The organism is Streptomyces apricus (assembly GCF_008369065.1).
GTDB classification, from domain to species: Bacteria; Actinomycetota; Actinomycetes; order Streptomycetales; family Streptomycetaceae; genus Streptomyces; species Streptomyces apricus.
In genome coordinates this window covers 416,083-434,117 of record NZ_VDFC01000040.1, presented here as the reverse complement: position 1 = coordinate 434,117, position 18,035 = coordinate 416,083, and the positions used below count along the sequence as shown (strand labels likewise).

Genomic DNA, 18,035 nt, shown 5'->3' with positions numbered 1-18,035 from the left:
GCCCGTGGGCGGACTACCCTCGGTGCCCATGAGCGACAGGCACATCAGCCAGCATTTCGAAACCGTGGCGATCCACGCGGGCAACACCGCCGATCCCCTGACCGGCGCGGTCGTCCCGCCGATCTACCAGGTGTCGACCTACAAGCAGGACGGCGTCGGCGGCCTGCGCGGCGGCTACGAGTACAGCCGCAGCGCCAACCCGACCAGGACGGCCCTGGAGGAGAACCTCGCGGCCCTGGAGGGCGGCCGCCGCGGGCTCGCGTTCGCGTCCGGACTGGCGGCCGAGGACTGCCTGTTGCGTACGCTGCTCGGCCCCGGCGACCACGTGGTCATCCCCAACGACGCGTACGGCGGCACGTTCCGCCTGTTCGCGAAGGTCGTCTCGCGGTGGGGCGTGGAGTGGTCGGTCGCCGACACCAGCGACCCCGCGGCCGTACGGGACGCCATCACCCCGAACACCAAGGCGATCTGGGTGGAGACCCCCTCCAACCCGCTCCTCGGCATCACCGACATCGCCGCGCTCTCGCACGTCGCGCGCGAGGCGGGGGTGAAGCTGGTCGTCGACAACACCTTCGCCAGCCCCTACCTCCAGCAGCCGCTCTCGCTCGGCGCGGACGTCGTCGTGCACTCGCTGACCAAGTACATGGGCGGCCACTCGGACGTCGTCGGCGGTGCGCTCGTGGTCGCCGACCAGGAGCTCGGCGAGGAGCTCGCCTACCACCAGAACGCCATGGGCGCGGTGGCCGGCCCCATGGACGCCTGGCTGGTGCTGCGCGGCATCAAGACGCTCGCTGTCCGCATGGACCGGCACAGCGAGAACGCCACCAAGGTCGCCGAGATGCTCACCCGGCACGCGCGCGTGACGCACGTGCTGTACCCGGGCCTGCCGGAGCACCCCGGCCACGAGACCGCCGCCAAGCAGATGCGGTCGTTCGGCGGCATGGTCTCCTTCCGCGTCGAGGGCGGCGAGGAGGCGGCCGTCGAGGTCTGCAACCGCGCCAAGGTGTTCACCCTGGGGGAGTCCCTGGGCGGCGTCGAGTCCCTGATCGAGCACCCGGGGCGCATGACGCACGCGTCCGTCGCCGGGTCCCTCCTGGAGGTGCCCGCCGACCTGGTGCGCCTCTCCGTGGGCATCGAGAACGTCGACGACCTCCTTGAGGACCTCAAGCAGGCCCTGGGCTAGCGGCACCCCGACGGGCCCCGGCGGACCCCGGTCCGCCGACCACCCGGCCCACCCGCCGGCTCACCAGCCCGTCAGCGGTGGAGTCGTCTCCGACGGCGGCTCCACCCACGGCCGGGCGACCGACATCCACACCACGAACGCCACGGCCGCCGCGAGCAGCAGCAGCCACACCAGCCGGCGGGCGGCCCTCCGGCGGCGCAGCATCCGGCCGCCCCTGCGGACCGCCTCCGTACAGAGGTCCGGGGGGACGGACGGCTGCGACCCGTCCAGGATCCGCCGGACGTCGGCCTCCCTGCGGCTCACCGGGCTCATGACGGCACCACCTTCGCGATCGGCGCGGCGCCCTCGCGCGGCGGGTGCAGCAGCGTCGCCATGGCCCGCGCGCAGATCACCCGTACGCGCTCGGCCGGCAGCCCCAGCAGCGCCGCGGCCTGCTCCTCCGCGACGCCCTCGTACATGCGCAGGACCAGGATCAGCCGTTCCTGGGGGGTGAGGTTGCGCAGGACGCCGTCCGGGACGGCGCGCCCGCGCAGGAGCACCCGGACCGGGCCCCCGTACTGGTGCCAGGCCCCGCGCGCGAAGCGCACCGCCAGGTACTGCCGGGTCCGGTCGTAGGGGTCCTCGCCGTGCAGCCGGTCCCAGACGGCGTACGTGTGGGCCAGGGACGCGGTGAGCAGGCGCCGCGCGCGCGGGTTGCCGTTGCGCGGCTCCGCGGTGAGCAGGGTCGCGGTGTGCAGCAGCCGCCCTCCCGCACCCGCGACGAACGCCTCGAACTCCCGGGTGCGGCGGGCGTTCCGGGACGCCTGCCGCTCTCGCACCGCGCCTCCCGACCGTGGGGAACCGGGCCCCCGGGGACGTACGCCGAGGACGGCCGCGCACGCCGGGACCCGGTCTCATATGAGGCCAGGCGCGGGCCCCTGGTCAAGAGGCCGGTACGAGACGGGGCAGGCCGGTACGGGACGGTGCGGGACCGCCCGGGACGGTACGGGACGGTGCGGAGCGGCGGGCCGGTGCGTACGGACACCGGTGCGTACGCGCGGTGCGGAAGGTTGACGCCTTAGGGCGCCTCAGGTGGAGGCGGGTGCGTCCACGGACGGGGACGCGGCCATCCGGGTGGAGAGCGCGACATTGAAGCGGGTGAGGAGCGCGCAGAAGGCCTCGCGCTCCTCGGGGGACCACTCCTCGGTCAGCTCGGCCATCAACTGCCGCCTGGAGGACCGCACTTCGTCCAGCCGGGAGAGCCCGCGCGGCGACAGCTGGAGCACCACGGCGCGCCCGTCCTCCGGGTGGGAGGTGCGCTTGACGAGGCCGGTGTCGACCAGCGGGGCGACCTGGCGGGTGACCGTGGAGGAGTCGATGCCCATGCTCGCGGCGAGTGCCTTGACGCCCATCGGTCCCTCCTTGTCGAGGCGGTTGAGCAGCAGGTACGCGGCGCGGTCCATGGAGTTGCGCACCTGGCCGACCCCGCCGAGCCGGGTCTGTTCGGCACGGCGGGCGAACACCGCGACCTCGTGCTGCAGCGTTTCGAGAAGACCGGTGTCACCGACGGTCGTCATGTCCATCGACATTCCAGGTGTTGTGGGCATGGCCGGGGGCTCTATTCATGCGTGGGGCTGGGTTGGGGGACAGAGTACGCGGACGGGAGGCGGACCGTACGGGCGCTGGGCAAACCCAATCTCGCCCGTCGGTCGCGTCCGGTGCCGCGCGCTGTGAACTGCGAGACTGGTGGTCATGAGCTATCGCACGGCCGACTCCTTGCCGCCGGTGACCCTCGACGACGTGCGGGGGGCGCAGAAGATGCTCTCGGGCGTGGCGCGCACGACCGCCATGGAGGGCAGCAGGCACCTGTCCCGGCTGGTGGGCGCGCCGGTCCTCTTCAAGTGCGAGAACCTCCAGCGCACGGGTTCGTTCAAGCTGCGCGGCGCGTACGTGCGGATCGCCGGGCTCCTCCCCGAGGAGCGGGCCGCCGGGGTCGTCGCGGCGAGCGCCGGCAACCACGCGCAGGGCGTCGCCCTGGCCTCCACCCTGCTCGGGGTGCGCTCGACGGTGTTCATGCCCTCGGGCGCACCGCTGCCCAAGGTCGCGGCGACCCGGCACTACGGCGCCGAGGTGCGCTCGCACGGCACGGTGGTGGACGAGACGCTGGCCGCGGCCCAGGAGTACGCGGCGCGCACGGGCGCGGTCTTCATCCACCCCTTCGACCACCCGGACATCATCGCCGGTCAGGGCACGGTCGGGCTGGAGATCCTGGAGCAGTGCCCCGAGGTGCGCACGATCGTCGTGGGGATCGGCGGCGGCGGTCTCGCGGCGGGGGTCGCGGTGGCGGTGAAGGCGCTGCGGCCGGACGTGCGGATCGTGGGGGTGCAGGCGGCGGGCGCGGCCGCGTACCCGCCCTCGCTGGCGGCCGGGCGCCCGGTGTCGGTCGAGAACCCGGCGACGATGGCCGACGGGATCAAGGTCGGACGGCCCGGGGACGTGCCGTTCCGCCTCATCGGCGATCTCGTGGACGAGGTCCGCACGGTCTCCGAGGACGCGCTCTCCAGTGCGCTGCTGCTCTGCCTGGAGCGGGCCAAACTGGTCGTCGAGCCGGCCGGCGCGAGCCCGGTCGCGGCGATCATGAGCGAGCCGGACGCCTTCGAGGGGCCGGTCGTCGCGCTGCTGTCCGGCGGGAACGTGGACCCGCTGCTGATGCAGCGCATCCTGCGGCACGGCATGGCCGCGAACGGCCGCTATCTCGCGGTCACGCTGCGGCTGACGGACCGCCCGGGCGCCCTCGCCACACTTCTGGGGGTGTTGTCAGTGGTGGACGCTAACGTCCTCGACGTGAGCCACGTACGCACCGACCCCCGGCTGGGGCTCACGGAGGTGGAGGTAGAGCTGCACCTGGAGACGAAGGGGCCCGAGCACTGCGCCGAGGTCAACTCGGCGCTGCGGCAGGCGGGTTACACGGTCATCGACTGAAGGCGGGCGCGTCGGCCCGTGCGGCGCGGAGCGGCACGCGGCGGAACCGGCCGGGAGAACCACTTGAGGAAACGCGATACATCGCGTTATGGTGTGTGTCTCGTCACAGGCTGCCCCGGCGGGGAGCGATATTCGCTCGCCGGGCGGCGCGAAGCGGGCGAACATGGTCGCCCACCCACCACTTTTCCGCTGGATCCCCAACCACTTGGGAGACTCACATGCCAGGCGCCATCTACGCCGAAGGTCTGGTGAAGACCTTCGGCGACGTAAGGGCTCTGGACGGCGTCGATCTCGATGTCCCGGAGGGCACGGTCCTCGGCCTCCTCGGACCGAACGGAGCGGGCAAGACCACCGCGGTCCGCTGCCTCACCACCCTGCTGCGTCCCGACAGCGGCAGGGCGGTCGTCGCGGGAATCGACGTACTGAAGAACCCGAACGAGGTACGGCGCTCGATCGGTCTGTCCGGCCAGTTCGCCGCGGTCGACGAATACCTGACCGGCCGCGAGAACCTCCACATGGTCGGCCAGCTCTACCAGATGCGGGCGAAGCAGGCGAAGGCCAGGGCGGTCGAGCTGCTCGAACAGTTCAACCTCACCGAGGCCGCCGACCGCACGACCAAGACGTACTCCGGAGGCATGCGCCGCCGCCTGGACCTGGCGGCGGCGCTCGTCGTCTCACCGCCGGTCATGTTCATGGACGAGCCGACGACCGGCCTCGACCCGCGCAACCGCCAGCAGCTGTGGGAGGTCATCAAGCAGCTGGTCTCCGGCGGCACGACGCTGCTGCTGACCACGCAGTACCTCGAAGAGGCCGACCACCTCGCGCACGACATCTGCGTCGTCGACCACGGCAAGGTCATCGCCCGCGGCACCTCCGACCAGCTCAAGGCGCAGACCGGCGGCGAGCGCGTGGAGGTCGTCGTCCACGAGCGCGAGCACATCGCGACCGCCACCGAGGTCCTGCGCGGCTTCGGCAAGGGCGAGACCACCGTCGAGGAGCACACCCGCCGTCTGACCGTGCCCGTCACCGGCGGCGCGAAGCTCCTGGCGGAGGTCATCCGCGAGCTGGACACCCGTGGCATCGAGATCGACGACATCGGTCTGCGCCGCCCCACCCTCGACGACGTCTTCCTCTCCCTGACCGGCCACGTCGCCGAGGCGAAGGACACGGAGAACGGCGAGGGCGCCGCCACCGAGGACCAGGCCGCCAAGGGCCGCAAGCGCAAGAAGGAGGCAGCCAAGTGAGTGCCGTGACCGAGACGGGGCGCACCGCGATCCCGGGAGGCTCCCTCGGGCAGTCCGTCCGGGACTCCCTGGTCGTCGCCAAGCGCAACCTGATCCGGATGACCCGGATCCCGGAGATGATCCTGTTCGGGATCATCCAGCCGGTGATGTTCGTGGTGCTGTTCACGTACGTCTTCGGCGGCTCGATGAAGATCGGGAACAGCACCGACCCGGACGTCTACAAGGACTTCCTGATGGCGGGCATCTTCGCGCAGACCGTCACGTTCGCCACGGCGGGTTCCGCCGCCGGCATCGCGGACGACATGCAGAAGGGGCTCGTCGACCGGTTCCGCTCCCTGCCGATGGCCCGCGGCGCGGTGCTCACCGGGCGGACCGTCGCCGACCTGGTGCAGACCGCCATCACCCTGCTCGTCCTCGCGGTCGTCGCGCTGCTCGTGGGCTGGCGCACCGGCTCCGCGGAGCCGACCAACGCGGGCAGGATCATCGCCGGCTTCGGGCTGCTGCTGCTCCTGGGGTACGCCTTCACCTGGATCGGCGCGCTGATCGGGCTGTCGGTGCGCACCCCGGAGGCCGCGACCTCGGGCGGGATCATCTGGCTGTTCCCGGTGACCTTCGTGTCGAACGCCTTCGTGGACTCCAGTCAGATGACCCCCTGGCTGCGGCACATCGCCGAGTGGAACCCGTTCAGCGCCACGGTGCAGGCGTGCCGCGTGCTGTTCGGCAACCCGGGGGTGGTGGACTCCAGTGCCTGGCCCATGCAGCATCCCGTGTGGGCCTCGGTGCTCTGGTCCGTGCTGATCGTCGTCCTCTTCCGGACCCTGGCGGTGCGCAAGTACCGCCAGGCGGACGGCTGAGCGGACACGGCAGAGCCCCCGGCGCCACAGGCACCGGGGGCTCGCCGGGGCGACGCGGCGGACGGGGTTACGCGGCGTACGGCTTGGCTTCGAGCACCTTCACCGTGGCGAGCTTGCCGTTCGGCAGCTCGTACTGGGCGTCCTCGCCGACCTTCTTGCCGTTCACGCCGGAGCCCAGCGGGGACTGCGGCGAGTACGTCTCGATGTCGGTGCTCGCGTATTCACGCGAGGCGAGCAGGAACGTGAGCGTGTCGTCCTCGTCGCCGTCGAAGGCGATGGTGACGACCATGCCGGGCGCCACCGCGCCGTCGGCCGCCGGAGCCTCGCCCACCTTGGCGTTCTCCAGGAGCTGGGTCAGCTGGCGCACCCGGAGCTCCTGCTTGCCCTGCTCCTCCTTGGCGGCGTGGTACCCGCCGTTCTCGCGCAGGTCCCCCTCCTCGCGCGCGGCCGCGATCTTGGCTGTGATCTCCGTGCGCGCAGGACCAGACAGGTACTCCAGCTCGGCCTTGAGCTGGTTGTATGCCTCCTGGGTCAGCCAGGTGACGTTCTCGCTGGTCTGGGTCACAGGTGCTCCTCGTAGGTACTGGGAATACAAAGCATCGCCCTACCCAGAAGAATGTTCCTTCTCGGGTGGGCGAAACCACGAGCCTAACAATTCGCGGGCCCCAGGGGGAGGACATAAGGCACCAGAATTACATCGGCGCAGGTCAGGGATGAGGAGTCGGAGCGATGTCCGTCGGTGTCACGCAAGCCCCGCCCCACCGGCCCCGTCCGTACGCGGCCGGTGCGCGGCCCCGCCCCGTGCGCGGTCAGTCCGCGTGGCAGCCGAGCAGCTCGGCGGTGGTGCCGGGGGCCGTGGTGCGCAGCGTGAGGACCTTGTCCACCCGGGTCGCGTCCTGGTCGAAGCGGAAGTCCGCGCGGCCGACCTCGGCGCCGTCCTCGGCCTGGGAGCGGACCGTGCAGTAGCCCGTGACGCCCGAGTCCTTGCGGACCTCCAGGTGCACCTTCACCGCGGAGTCGGAGAGCTCGAAGCTGATGACCTCGGCGCTGATCTTGTTCCCGCCCACGTAGTGGAGGGCGAAGAAACCGACCAGGGCGAGCAGAGCCACCCCGAGCACGGAACCGACGATCTTGAGTTTGCGGTCGGCGCGCTCGTCCGCGGAGCGGCCGTAGCGGCCCTCGGGCAACTGCACCGAACTCATGGTCGTCCTTTCCGGGGCGGGGGGCGGAGCCGGGGCCCGGAATTTTTCACCCGCCCATTCGGTCACTATAGAAGTGACGACCGCCCCGTTTCACACCAGGGCGCCGACTTACTGAGGATTGAGTCTTGACTGACCAGCTGCGACTGATGGCCGTGCACGCCCACCCCGACGACGAGTCGTCGAAGGGCGCGGCCACCATGGCGAAGTACGTGTCCGAGGGGGTGGACGTGCTGGTCGTGACCTGCACGGGCGGGGAGCGCGGCTCCATCCTCAACCCCAAACTGCAGGGCGACACGTACGTCGAGGAGCACATCCACGAGGTGCGCAAGAAGGAGATGGACGAGGCCCGCGAGATCCTGGGCGTCCAGCAGGAGTGGCTCGGTTTCGTGGACTCGGGCCTGCCCGAGGGCGACCCGCTGCCGCCGCTGCCCGAGGGCTGCTTCGCCCTGGAGGACGTCGACAAGGCCGCCGGCGAGCTGGTCCGGAAGATCCGCTCCTTCCGTCCGCAGGTGATCACCACCTACGACGAGAACGGCGGGTACCCGCACCCAGACCACATCATGACCCACAAGATCTCGATGGTGGCGTTCGAGGGCGCGGCCGACACCGAGAAGTACCCGGAGCCGGAGTTCGGCCCGGCCTTCCGGCCGCAGAAGCTCTACTACAACCAGGGCTTCAACCGCCCCCGCACCGAGGCGCTGCACCGGGCCCTGCTGGACCGGGGGATGGAGTCGCCGTACGGGGACTGGCTCAAGCGGTGGGACGAGTTCGAGCGCGCCGAGCGCACGCTGACCACGCACGTGCCCTGCGCGGACTTCTTCGAGATCCGTGACAAGGCCCTCATCGCGCACGCCACGCAGATCGACCCCGACGGCGGCTGGTTCCGCGTCCCGCTGGAGCTCCAGAAGGAGGTCTGGCCGACCGAGGAGTACGAGCTGGCGAAGTCCCTCGTCGACACCTCCCTCCCCGAGGACGACCTCTTCGCGGGCATCCGGGACAATGTCTGACATGAGCGCAAGCCTGGCACTGACGCACCTCGTCCCCCTCGCCAAGGAGGTCGACGAGAACAAGGTCACCCCCGGTGTCCTCGGCTTCATCGTCTTCGCGGTGATGGCCCTGGCGGTATGGGGTCTGATGAAGAGCATGAACCGGCACATGGGCAAGGTCGACTTCAAGGAGGAGGCGGACCCCAAGGAGCCCGCCCCCACCGGGAAGGCCTCGCCCGCGAAGGGCTGAGCCCCGGGCGCGCGACCGCCCGGTTCAGGTGATGCCCGGGGCATCGCCCGGACCGGGTCGTCCCTACGTCCGCGGTGCCGCGACCGCCACCCCCATCACCTCGCGTGCGTGGCGGTTCGGGACCATGCCCAGGCGCCAGGCCTGCCAGCCGGACTCCAGGTCCGCGCCCCGCTCCAGGAACAGCTGGTACGCCTCGATGCAGTCGTCGAGCTTCCCGTCGCGGGCCGGGTGGCCGGTGCGCGCGAGCTGGGACAGCTCCTCCTGGGCGACGACCGTGCCGACCTCGACGCCGCCGGGGGAGGCGTACGGCAGCAGCGTGCAGCGCAGGAAGCGGGCCCAGTCCTCGCCGCGGCGGTCGCCGTAGGAGGCGAACAGCGCGGCGGCCTCGTCGCACAGGGTCAGGGCCGGCTGCGTACGGGCGTTGCCCGCGTCCACCACCGCCAGCTCCAGGCAGGTCCAGGCCTCCCCGTGGGCGACGCCGATGCGCTGGAAGTCGGCCCGCGCGTCCACCAGGAGCTGGCGGGCGAAGCCGGAGTTGCGCAGGGAGCCCGTCTGCGCCGCCCGCTGGTCGCGGGTCACCCGCGCCGAGTGGTGGCGGGCGCACGCCAGCCCGTACACGTCGCGGATGCGGGAGAACATCGTCCGGGAGCGCTCCAGTTCACGGACGGCCTGGTCCAGGTCGCCCGTCTCCTCCAGCGCCTGGCCCAGGTAGTACACCGTCCAGGCCTCGCCCCGGGAGTCCTCGTTCTCGCGGTGGCGCACGGCCGCCGCGCGCAGACCGTCCACGGCCGAGGTCGGGTCGCCGTCGACCATCCGGGCCCGGGCCAGCTGGGTCAGCGCCCAGGCCTCGCCGCGCGCGTCGCGCGTGCGCCCGTACAGGGCCAGGGCCTCGCGCAGCTCGGTCTCGGCGCGCGGTACGTCGCCCATGCGCAGCCCCAGCTGGCCGAGCTGGAAGTGCGCCCACGCCTCGCCGTGCACGGACTCGCCCTCGCGGTGCAGCTCCAGGGCCCGGGTGAGCAGGTCCAGGGCCTCGCCGAGCCTGGCCCGGTCCCGCTCGACGGCCGCCAGCGCGTGCATCGTCCAGGCGCGGTCCGCCGCGAGGTCGGGGGAGGCCTGCAGGTCCAGCGCCTCCTGCAGCTTCGCCGCCGCCCCGGTGAGGTTGCCCTGGTGGTGCAGGGTGATCCCCAGCGAGCCCAGCGCCCGGGCCGCGCCCGCGTCGTGATGGGCCTCGAAGTAGAGGTCGACCACGGACGTCAGCGTCGTACGGGCCTTGTCGAGTTCGCCGAGCTGGCGGGCCGCGATGCCCGTGCGCCACTGGACCGAGCGCACCAGCAGCCCCTGGTCGACGGCCTGCGTCAGCTCGCTGATCTCCCCCAGGCGGTAGAGGTCGCCGCGCAGCAGGCAGTAGTCGCACAGGGCGCCCAGGAGGTTCAGCACCGCCTCCTGGTTCACACCCTCCGCGTGCCGCAGGGCCGCCGTGATGAAGCTCGACTCGTCGTCCAGCCAGCGCAGGGCCGACTCCAGCGAGGCGAACCCGTGCGGGCCGAACTGGTCGGCGCGCGTCGACGTCTTGCCGTCGACCAGGCGGATCACCGCGTCGGCCAGCTCCCCGTAGTTCACGATGAGACGTTCCTGCGCGGCGGTGCGCTCGGCGGGTTCCTCCTCGTCGAGCAGACGGGCCTGGGCGAAGGCGCGTACGGCGTCGTGCAGGCGGTAGCGGCTGCCGCGCACGTGGTCGAGCAGGCCCGCGCGGGACAGGGCCTGCAGGTGCCGGGTCGCCTCCGGCTCGTCCGCCGCGAGCAGGGCGGCCGCGGCGGCGGCGCCCAGCGAGGCGCGGCCCGCCAGCGCGAGCCGCCGCAGCAGCCGGCGGGCCGGCTCGGACTGGTCGGTGTAGCGCAGCCACAGCGCCCGCTCGACGGGCTCGACCGGACCGTACGCGGCCAGGTCGTTCGCGAGCCGGCGCGGGGTGCGCGGGCCCAGCGACGAGCCCGCCACGCGCAGCGCCAGCGGGAGCCCGCCGCACAGCTCCCTGATCTCGTCCGAGGCCTCGGCGTCGTACGGCGCGGAGTCGTCCTGCGCGCAGGCCTTCAGCAGCTCCTCGGCGCCCGGCGCCGCCAGCGGCTCCACTGCGAGCTGGTGCACCCAGGCGGGCAGGTCGGCGGGCAGGTCCAGGGGTTTGCGGGCGGTGACGACGACGAGGCTGTCGGAGCGCTCGGGCACCAGCGTGCGCACCTGCTCGACGTCGGCCGCGTCGTCCAGCACGATCGTCACGGGCAGGCCGGTCAGGTGCTGGTGGTACAGCTCGGCGAGCCGTCTGACCTGCTGGTCCTGCGAGGAGCGCTCCCGGAACAGCAACTGCTCGCGGGGCGCGCCCAGCCGGTTCAGCAGGTGCAGCAGCGCGTCGCGGGTGCTCAGCGGCGCCTCCTCCGGGCTGTCGCCGCGCAGGTCCACCACGCACGCGCCGCGGAACTGGTCCTTCAGCTCGTGCGCGGCGCGGACGGCGAGCGTGCTGCGGCCGGAGCCGGGCGCCCCGTGCAGGACGACCACCGTCGGCCGGGTCTCCGTGCTCGCGCGGGCCGCGTGCACCCACTGCGTGATCTGCCGCAGCTCCTGGCGGCGTCCGGCGAACAGGTCGTCGGTCTCCGGGAGTTGGCCGAAGGACTGCTCCAGGACGCTGCGCCGCCGGGCCGCCGCGCTCTTGTCCGTGCGCCGCAGCTGCGGCGCGCCCTTCTTCGCCCCGGTGGCGGCGTTGTAGACGCGCTGCTGGTCGAAGAACGGCCGGATGCCGCGGACCTCCAGGGCGGTGAGCCAGGCCAGGCGCAGCTGTTCGGGGCCGCCCGGCTGGCCGAGGGCGCCCGCGCGGCGGCTCGCGGCCGGCAGGTGGGAGGCGGTCACCTTGGCCACCGTCGTCGCGGCGCCGACCGCGCCGACGACCGCACCGGCGCCCACCGCTGCGCCCGTCCCGGTGCCGAGCGCGAGGTCCGCCACGACGGCCGCGAGGGCCGCGGCGGCCGCCACGAGCAGGGGGGTCCCGGCGCCCTCGCGCGCGTAGCGCTGCCCGAAGGACAGCCGGCCCGCCTCGGCCTCGTCCAGGGCCTTCGTGTAGGCGTCGTACTCCTCGTCGGCCGTGCGCGCCATGGTGTCCAGCGAGGCCCGGGCCCGCGACAGCAGGACGCTCCCGTCGACCCGGCCGCCGGAACGGCGGACCTCCTCCTCGACGGCCCGCACCAACAGCCGCTCGGCCTCCGCCCGATGGCCGTCCCGCATATCGCGTCCCCCTCCGCCGACAACGGCTTTCCCGGTCGAGTGTCCTGCGGATGAGCGGGGAAGGCGAGAGACCCACCCGCGCCACCACTGGCATGTGCACGCCCGTCCGAACAGCCCGGACCCAGGACCTACCCACGTTCCACCCGTGCCGGAACCCGGTGATCGCCACGTGTCCCCGTGATGCGCGTCGCCCCGTGGGTACTGCGGCAGGATGGACCCCATGCCGAACCGACTGGCCGACGAGACGTCCCCCTACCTCCTGCAGCACGCCGACAACCCCGTCGACTGGTGGCCCTGGTCGGAGGAGGCCTTCGAGGAGGCCCGCAGAACGGGCCGGCCGGTCCTGCTGAGCGTGGGGTACTCCAGCTGCCACTGGTGCCACGTCATGGCCCACGAGTCGTTCGAGGACCAGGAGACCGCCGACTACCTCAACGCGCACTTCGTCAGCGTCAAGGTGGACCGCGAGGAGCGGCCCGACGTCGACGCCGTCTACATGGAGGCCGTGCAGGCGGCCACCGGCCACGGCGGCTGGCCCATGACCGTCTTCCTCACCGCCGACGCCGAGCCGTTCTACTTCGGCACCTACTTCCCGCCCGAGCCGCGGCACGGCAGCCCCTCCTTCCGGCAGGTCCTGGAGGGCGTGCACAGCGCCTGGACCGACCGGCGCGACGAGGTCGCCGAGGTGGCCGGGAAGATCGTGCGCGACCTCGCCGGACGGGAGTTCGGCTTCGGCGACGCGCAGGTGCCGGGCGAGGGCGAGCTCGCGCAGGCGCTGCTCGGGCTCACCCGCGACTACGACGCGGCGCACGGCGGCTTCGGCGGGGCGCCCAAGTTCCCGCCGTCCATGGTGCTGGAGTTCCTGCTGCGCCACCACGCGCGCACCGGCGCCGAGGGCGCGCTGCAGATGGCCGCCGACACCTGCGAGCGGATGGCCCGCGGCGGCATCTACGACCAGCTCGGCGGCGGGTTCGCCCGCTACTCGGTCGACCGCGAGTGGGTCGTGCCGCACTTCGAGAAGATGCTCTACGACAACGCGCTGCTGTGCCGGGTGTACGCGCACCTGTGGCGGTCCACCGGTTCGGACCTGGCCCGCCGGGTCGCCCTGGAGACGGCCGACTTCATGGTCCGCGAACTGCGCACGGAGCAGGGCGGGTTCGCCTCCGCGCTCGACGCCGACAGCGACGACGGCACGGGCCGGCACGTCGAGGGCGCGTACTACGTGTGGACGCCGCAGCAGCTGCGCGAGGTGCTCGGCGACGAGGACGCGCAGCTCGCCGCCGACCACTTCGGCGTGACGCCGGAGGGCACCTTCGAGGAGGGCGCCTCCGTCCTGCAACTGCCGCAGGACGAGGGCGTGTTCGACGCCGCCCGCATCGAGTCGATCAAGGTCCGGCTGAAGGCGGCGCGGGACCGGCGGCCCGCCCCCGGCCGCGACGACAAGGTGGTCGCCGCCTGGAACGGCCTCGCGATCGCCGCGCTGGCCGAGACCGGCGCGTACTTCGACCGGCCCGACCTGGTCGACGCGGCGCTCGGGGCGGCCGACCTCCTGGTGCGCCTGCACCTGGACGAGCACGCGCGCCTCGCCCGCACCAGCAAGGACGGCCGGGCGGGCGCGCACGCGGGCGTGCTGGAGGACTACGCGGACGTCGCCGAGGGGTTCCTCGCGCTGGCCTCGGTGACCGGTGAGGGCGTCTGGCTGGAGTTCGCCGGCTTCCTGCTCGACCACGTCCTGGCGCAGTTCACCGACGAGGGGTCGGGGGCGCTGTACGACACGGCGGCCGACGCGGAGAAGCTCATCCGCCGGCCCCAGGACCCGACCGACAACGCGACGCCCTCCGGGTGGAGCGCCGCGGCCGGGGCGCTGCTGGGGTACGCGGCCCAGACCGGCTCCGAGGCGCACCGGCGCACGGCGGAGCGGGCGCTGGGTGTGGTGAAGGCGCTGGGGCCGCGTGCCCCGCGCTTCATCGGCTGGGGGCTGGCGACGGCGGAGGCGCAGCTGGACGGGCCGCGGGAGGTGGCCGTCGTGGGGGCGCCCGAGGATCCCGCCACCCGGGAGCTCCACCGGGTGGCGCTGCTGGGTACGGCGCCGGGGGCGGTCGTCGCCGTCGGTACCCCGGACAGCGGGGAGCTGCCGTTGCTCGCGGACCGGGTGCTGGTCGGTGGGGCCCCTACGGCCTATGTCTGCCGCAACTTCYCGTGCGACGTCCCGACGACCGACCCCGATCTGTTGCGGGTGCAGGTGCGGGTGCGTCGTGGCTGATCGCGCAGTTCCCCGCGCCCCTAAAAGATTGCGCCGTTCCCCGCGCCCCTAAAGGCAAAAGACTGCGCAGTTCCCCGCGCCCCTAGGTACCTAGGGGCGCGGGGAACTGCGCCACCAGCCCCCGCTCAGGCGCGGTCGAATTCGGCCAGGGCTCGGCCTACGATTCCCTCCAGTTGGGCGTGGTGGGCGCCCCGCCAGTACGCCCGCCCGCACTCCCCGCACTGTGCGAACACGTCGTACGACCGGCGCGCCCCGCTCGCCAGCTGCCCCGCGACCTCCTCCTTCGTGGCCGGTCGCAGCATCCCGTTGCAGGCCGTGCACCGGCTCCACGGCGCGAGCCGCGGGGCGAACCGCCCGAGCACGTCCCGCAGCTGCTCCTCGGGACGCGTGCTGTAGATGAACGCGCCCGCCCACAGCTCCCGCCGCCGCAGCAGCCCCCGGTCCCGGCTGAGCATCACCCGCCGCTCGGCGGCGGAGCGCGCCGCGAGCGCCGGGTCGCCGATGTCCAGCGACTCGTACGCGGCGTCGACGCCGAGCAGCCGCAGCCGGCGCGCCAGCGTGCCGAGGTGGACGTCGAGCAGGAACCGCAGCGGCGCGCCCGGCACCGGCTGGGGCCGCTCGACGGCGCGCACCTCGACGGTCTCGTCCGCCGCGGGCACGTGCGACACGGCCACCGCGCCGCCGTTCACCACCAGCTCCCCGACCTCGGTCAGCGGGACCCCGAGCGACTCCACGACGTGCCCGAGCGTGGAGACGCCGTCGGTGGTGACCGGCGTGGCCCCCGCCCGGCGTCCGTGCGGGACGAACACCCGTAGCCCGGGGGCGAATTCGATGTGGATCTCCGGTCCGTTCACCGCGTCAGGATGGCACGGGGGCCGGGCCCGCGGCCTCCGGGTTTCCCGCCGTCCTCGCCGGGCGCGGTCATCCGTGCCGGTAGGCCACGATCGAGATGCCGATGTAGTGCGCGATGAACGCCGCGAGCGTGAGCGAGTGGAAGACCTCGTGGAAGCCGAACCAGCGCGGCGACGGGTCGGGCCGCTTGAGCGCGTAGATCACGCCGCCCGCGCTGTAGAGCAGCCCGCCCACGATCACCAGGACCAGTACGGCGACACCGCCGGCCCGCATGAAGTCGGGCAGGAAGAAGACGGCCGCCCAGCCCATCGCGATGTAGCAGGGGGTGTACAGCCAGCGCGGGGCGCCGATCCAGAAGACGCGGAACGCGATGCCCGCGAGGGCGGCGCTCCAGATGCCCCAGAGCAGCCAGCGGCCCTTGTCCTGCGGGAGGAGCAGCATCGTCAGTGGGGTGTACGAGCCCGCGATGATCAGGAAGATGTTCGCGTGGTCGAGTCTGCGGAGCACGCCGTCCATGCGAGGGCTCCACGTCCCGCGGTGGTAGATCGCGCTGACCCCGAACAGCAGGCAGGCCGTGAGCACGAAGATCGCGCAGGCGCCGCGGGCGCGGGCCGAGCCGGCGAGGGCCGTCAGCGCGAGGCCGGAGACGAGGACCACCGGGAACATGCCGGCGTGCAGCCATCCGCGCAGGTGCGGTTTCACCGGGTGCGGCAGGGAGAGCGCTTCGGCGACACGGTCGACGACAGGGGTGTCCGTAGAGGCGTCGGAACTGGGCGCAGTCATGGGATCCATCGTACCTACGGAACCGTAGGTTACGCGCCGGTCCCCCGGTGAGAAGCATGCCGAGTGGTGATGCTCACGCCGCTCAGGTGTGAGGCCCTCTGGACATATGCGCGCACCCGTCGGATGATCAAATGAGTGCGGTCGGCACCGGATGAGCGCCAGGGAGATCGAAATACACCGGAATGGCCGGTGGGATCGGTCACGAGAAGCATCCGGGTCGCAGCCCCCACGGGGCACAAAAACAAAAAACCCCTCATCTAGGAGCGATCGTGGCGCGCGACATCGCGGCTCCCCCTTCGTCCACCGTCCCCACCACCCACCAGGAACTGGTCTCGTGGGTCAACGAGATCGCCGAACTGACGCAGCCGGACCGTGTGGTCTGGTGCGACGGCTCGGAGGCCGAGTACGAGCGACTGAGCGAGGAGCTCGTCCGCAAGGGCACCTTCCGGAAGCTCGACCCGATCAAGCGCCCGAACTCCTACTACGCGGCCTCCGACCCGACCGATGTCGCCCGGGTCGAGGACCGCACGTTCATCTGCTCCGAGAAGGAGGAGGACGCGGGCCCGACCAACCACTGGAAGGACCCCGCGGAGATGCGCGAGGTCTTCCGGGGCAAGGAGGGGAGCGGCGGGATCTTCCGCGGCTCGATGCGCGGGCGCACGATGTACGTCGTCCCGTTCTGCATGGGCCCGCTCGGCTCGGACCTGTCCGCCATCGGCGTCGAGATCACCGACTCGGCGTACGTGGCCGTCTCCATGCGCACCATGACCCGGATGGGTCAGCCGGTCCTCGACGAACTGGGCTCCGACGGATTCTTCGTGCGTGCCGTGCACACGCTCGGGGCGCCGCTGGAGGAGGGCGAGGCCGACGTGCCGTGGCCCTGCAACCCCACGAAGTACATCTCCCACTTCCCGGAGACCCGCGAGATCTGGTCGTACGGCTCCGGCTACGGCGGCAACGCCCTGCTCGGCAAGAAGTGCTACGCCCTGCGCATCGCCTCCGTCATGGCCCGCGACGAGGGCTGGCTGGCCGAGCACATGCTCATCCTGAAGCTCACGCCCCCGCAGGGGGAGGCGAAGTACGTGGCCGCCGCGTTCCCGAGCGCCTGCGGCAAGACGAACCTCGCGATGCTGGAGCCGACGGTCCGCGGCTGGACCGTCGAGACCATCGGCGACGACATCGCCTGGATGCGCTTCGGCGAGGACGGCCGCCTGTACGCCATCAACCCCGAGGCCGGCTTCTTCGGCGTCGCGCCCGGCACCGGCGAGCACACCAACGCCAACGCCATGAAGACGCTGTGGGGCAACTCCGTCTTCACCAACGTCGCCCTCACCGACGACAACGACGTCTGGTGGGAGGGCATGACGGAGGAGACCCCGGCCCACCTGACCGACTGGAAGGGCAACGACTGGACGCCGGAGTCCGGCACCCCGGCCGCGCACCCCAACGCCCGCTTCACCGTGCCCGCCGCGCAGTGCCCGATCATCGCCCCCGAGTGGGAGGACCCGCGGGGCGTGCCGATCTCCGCGATCCTCTTCGGCGGGCGCCGCGCCACGGCCGTCCCGCTGGTGACGGAGTCCTTCGACTGGAACCACGGCGTCTTCCTCGGCGCGAACGTCGCCTCCGAGAAGACCGCCGCCGCCGAGGGCAAGGTCGGCGAGCTGCGCCGCGACCCGTTCGCCATGCTGCCGTTCTGCGGCTACAACATGGGCGACTACATGGGGCACTGGATCGACGTCGCCAAGGGCAAGGACCAGGCGAAGCTCCCGAAGATCTACTACGTGAACTGGTTCCGCAAGGACGACGCGGGGAAGTTCGTGTGGCCCGGCTTCGGTGAGAACAGCCGGGTCCTGAAGTGGATCGTGGACCGGCTGGACGGGCGGGCCGAGGGCGTCGAGACGCCGATCGGGGTGCTGCCGGCGAAGGGTGCGCTCGACACGGAGGGGCTCGGCCTCTCGGAGGCCGAGCTGGACTTCCTCCTCACCGTCGATCCCGAGGTGTGGCGGGAGGAGGCGGCGCTGGTGCCGGACCACCTGAACACGTTCGGCGACCACACGCCGTCGGAACTGTGGGACGAGTACCGGGCCCTGGTGAAGCGCCTGGGCTGAGGCCCGTCGCTTCCTCGGGGGCTCCGCCCCCGAACCCCCGTTGCGCAGTTCCCCGCGCCCCTAGGTACCTAGGGGCGCGGGGAAC

16 protein-coding genes are annotated in these 18,035 nt (G+C 72.3%); 8 read left to right on the top strand and 8 right to left on the bottom strand.

The genetic code is table 11. The annotated features are described in order from the left end of the window. Positions 1-28: 28 nt before the first annotated feature. Positions 29-1,183, top strand: a complete 1,155-nt coding sequence (locus FGF04_RS14875; RefSeq protein WP_188114092.1) for a cystathionine gamma-synthase — start codon at positions 29-31, stop codon at positions 1,181-1,183. Between the two features lie 60 nt (positions 1,184-1,243). On the opposite strand, the gene FGF04_RS14870 is transcribed toward FGF04_RS14875, so the two are convergent. The 3 genes from FGF04_RS14870 to FGF04_RS14860 form a co-directional block, all read right to left on the bottom strand. Next, positions 1,244-1,495 carry a hypothetical protein gene (locus FGF04_RS14870; protein ID WP_149511778.1) on the bottom strand — a complete coding sequence of 84 codons (252 nt, stop codon included), beginning with the start codon at positions 1,493-1,495 and terminating at the stop codon, positions 1,244-1,246. Beyond that, the gene (locus FGF04_RS14865; protein ID WP_149511777.1) at positions 1,492-2,001 is read right to left on the bottom strand and encodes a sigma factor-like helix-turn-helix DNA-binding protein; all 510 of its coding nucleotides are present in this window, start codon (positions 1,999-2,001) and stop codon (positions 1,492-1,494) included. Before FGF04_RS14865 ends, FGF04_RS14870 begins: the two co-directional genes overlap by 4 nt. Before the next feature lie 249 nt (positions 2,002-2,250). Beyond that, positions 2,251-2,751 (bottom strand): MarR family winged helix-turn-helix transcriptional regulator, encoded by a 501-nt coding sequence (locus FGF04_RS14860; protein ID WP_188114125.1) that lies wholly within the window; start codon positions 2,749-2,751, stop codon positions 2,251-2,253. A 163-nt stretch (positions 2,752-2,914) separates the two neighbouring features. Here FGF04_RS14860 and ilvA point away from each other — a divergent pair, with 163 nt between their 5' ends. The 3 genes from ilvA to FGF04_RS14845 all read left to right on the top strand — a co-directional run bounded on the left by ilvA (position 2,915) and on the right by FGF04_RS14845 (position 6,242). Beyond that, positions 2,915-4,144 (top strand): threonine ammonia-lyase, encoded by a 1,230-nt coding sequence (gene ilvA, locus FGF04_RS14855; RefSeq protein WP_149511775.1) that lies wholly within the window; start codon positions 2,915-2,917, stop codon positions 4,142-4,144. A 218-nt stretch (positions 4,145-4,362) separates the two neighbouring features. Further along, the gene (locus FGF04_RS14850) at positions 4,363-5,388 is read left to right on the top strand and encodes an ATP-binding cassette domain-containing protein (RefSeq protein WP_149511774.1); all 1,026 of its coding nucleotides are present in this window, start codon (positions 4,363-4,365) and stop codon (positions 5,386-5,388) included. Then, the gene (locus FGF04_RS14845; protein ID WP_149511773.1) at positions 5,385-6,242 is read left to right on the top strand and encodes an ABC transporter permease; all 858 of its coding nucleotides are present in this window, start codon (positions 5,385-5,387) and stop codon (positions 6,240-6,242) included. The genes FGF04_RS14850 and FGF04_RS14845 overlap by 4 nt, the downstream gene beginning before the upstream one ends. 67 nt (positions 6,243-6,309) lie before the next feature. Here the strand turns inward: FGF04_RS14845 and greA are convergent, their stop codons facing one another. Continuing rightward, on the bottom strand, positions 6,310-6,807 hold the full coding sequence (gene greA / locus FGF04_RS14840) for a transcription elongation factor GreA (protein ID WP_149511772.1): 498 nt from the start codon (positions 6,805-6,807) through the stop codon (positions 6,310-6,312). Positions 6,808-7,051: 244 nt separating this feature from the next. Further along, a complete protein-coding gene (locus FGF04_RS14835) occupies positions 7,052-7,444 on the bottom strand; it encodes a DUF4307 domain-containing protein (protein WP_149511771.1) in 393 nt (130 codons plus the stop codon). Positions 7,445-7,590: 146 nt separating this feature from the next. On the opposite strand from FGF04_RS14835, the gene mca reads away from it, so the two are divergent. Continuing rightward, positions 7,591-8,451 (top strand): mycothiol conjugate amidase Mca, encoded by an 861-nt coding sequence (gene mca, locus FGF04_RS14830; RefSeq protein ID WP_188114124.1) that lies wholly within the window; start codon positions 7,591-7,593, stop codon positions 8,449-8,451. 1 nt (position 8,452) lies between these two features. Further along, on the top strand, positions 8,453-8,680 hold the full coding sequence (locus tag FGF04_RS14825) for a hypothetical protein (RefSeq protein ID WP_149511769.1): 228 nt from the start codon (positions 8,453-8,455) through the stop codon (positions 8,678-8,680). A 63-nt stretch (positions 8,681-8,743) separates the two neighbouring features. Here the strand turns inward: FGF04_RS14825 and FGF04_RS14820 are convergent, their stop codons facing one another. Then, the gene (locus tag FGF04_RS14820) at positions 8,744-11,947 is read right to left on the bottom strand and encodes a tetratricopeptide repeat protein (protein ID WP_149511768.1); all 3,204 of its coding nucleotides are present in this window, start codon (positions 11,945-11,947) and stop codon (positions 8,744-8,746) included. A 220-nt stretch (positions 11,948-12,167) separates the two neighbouring features. Between FGF04_RS14820 and FGF04_RS14815 the strand changes: the two genes are divergently transcribed. Further along, complete coding sequence (locus FGF04_RS14815) at positions 12,168-14,207, top strand: thioredoxin domain-containing protein (protein ID WP_149511767.1); 2,040 nt, start codon at positions 12,168-12,170, stop codon at positions 14,205-14,207. 125 nt (positions 14,208-14,332) lie between these two features. Here the strand turns inward: FGF04_RS14815 and FGF04_RS14810 are convergent, their stop codons facing one another. After that, positions 14,333-15,061: a Mut7-C RNAse domain-containing protein gene (locus FGF04_RS14810; protein ID WP_149511766.1), complete on the bottom strand. Its 729-nt coding sequence runs from the start codon at positions 15,059-15,061 to the stop codon at positions 14,333-14,335. Between the two features lie 67 nt (positions 15,062-15,128). Then, entirely contained in the window at positions 15,129-15,842 is a 714-nt protein-coding gene (gene trhA, locus FGF04_RS14805) for a PAQR family membrane homeostasis protein TrhA (protein WP_149511765.1), read from the bottom strand. Positions 15,843-16,111: 269 nt separating this feature from the next. On the opposite strand from trhA, the gene FGF04_RS14800 reads away from it, so the two are divergent. Continuing rightward, the gene (locus tag FGF04_RS14800; RefSeq protein WP_149511764.1) at positions 16,112-17,950 is read left to right on the top strand and encodes a phosphoenolpyruvate carboxykinase (GTP); all 1,839 of its coding nucleotides are present in this window, start codon (positions 16,112-16,114) and stop codon (positions 17,948-17,950) included. Positions 17,951-18,035 lie beyond the last annotated feature (85 nt).

Excerpts from the sequence above, each read along its gene's own strand:
- FGF04_RS14875 (WP_188114092.1), top strand. The coding sequence starts at position 29 with ATGAGCGACAGGCACATCAGCCAGCATTTCGAAACCGTGGCGATCCAC.
- FGF04_RS14870 (WP_149511778.1), bottom strand. The coding sequence starts at position 1,495 with ATGAGCCCGGTGAGCCGCAGGGAGGCCGACGTCCGGCGGATCCTGGAC.
- FGF04_RS14860 (WP_188114125.1), bottom strand. The coding sequence starts at position 2,751 with ATGTCGATGGACATGACGACCGTCGGTGACACCGGTCTTCTCGAAACG.
- ilvA (WP_149511775.1), top strand. The coding sequence starts at position 2,915 with ATGAGCTATCGCACGGCCGACTCCTTGCCGCCGGTGACCCTCGACGAC.
- FGF04_RS14850 (WP_149511774.1), top strand. The coding sequence starts at position 4,363 with ATGCCAGGCGCCATCTACGCCGAAGGTCTGGTGAAGACCTTCGGCGAC.
- FGF04_RS14835 (WP_149511771.1), bottom strand. The coding sequence starts at position 7,444 with ATGAGTTCGGTGCAGTTGCCCGAGGGCCGCTACGGCCGCTCCGCGGAC.
- mca (WP_188114124.1), top strand. The coding sequence starts at position 7,591 with ATGGCCGTGCACGCCCACCCCGACGACGAGTCGTCGAAGGGCGCGGCC.
- FGF04_RS14825 (WP_149511769.1), top strand. The coding sequence starts at position 8,453 with ATGAGCGCAAGCCTGGCACTGACGCACCTCGTCCCCCTCGCCAAGGAG.
- FGF04_RS14820 (WP_149511768.1), bottom strand. The coding sequence starts at position 11,947 with ATGCGGGACGGCCATCGGGCGGAGGCCGAGCGGCTGTTGGTGCGGGCC.
- trhA (WP_149511765.1), bottom strand. The coding sequence starts at position 15,842 with ATGACTGCGCCCAGTTCCGACGCCTCTACGGACACCCCTGTCGTCGAC.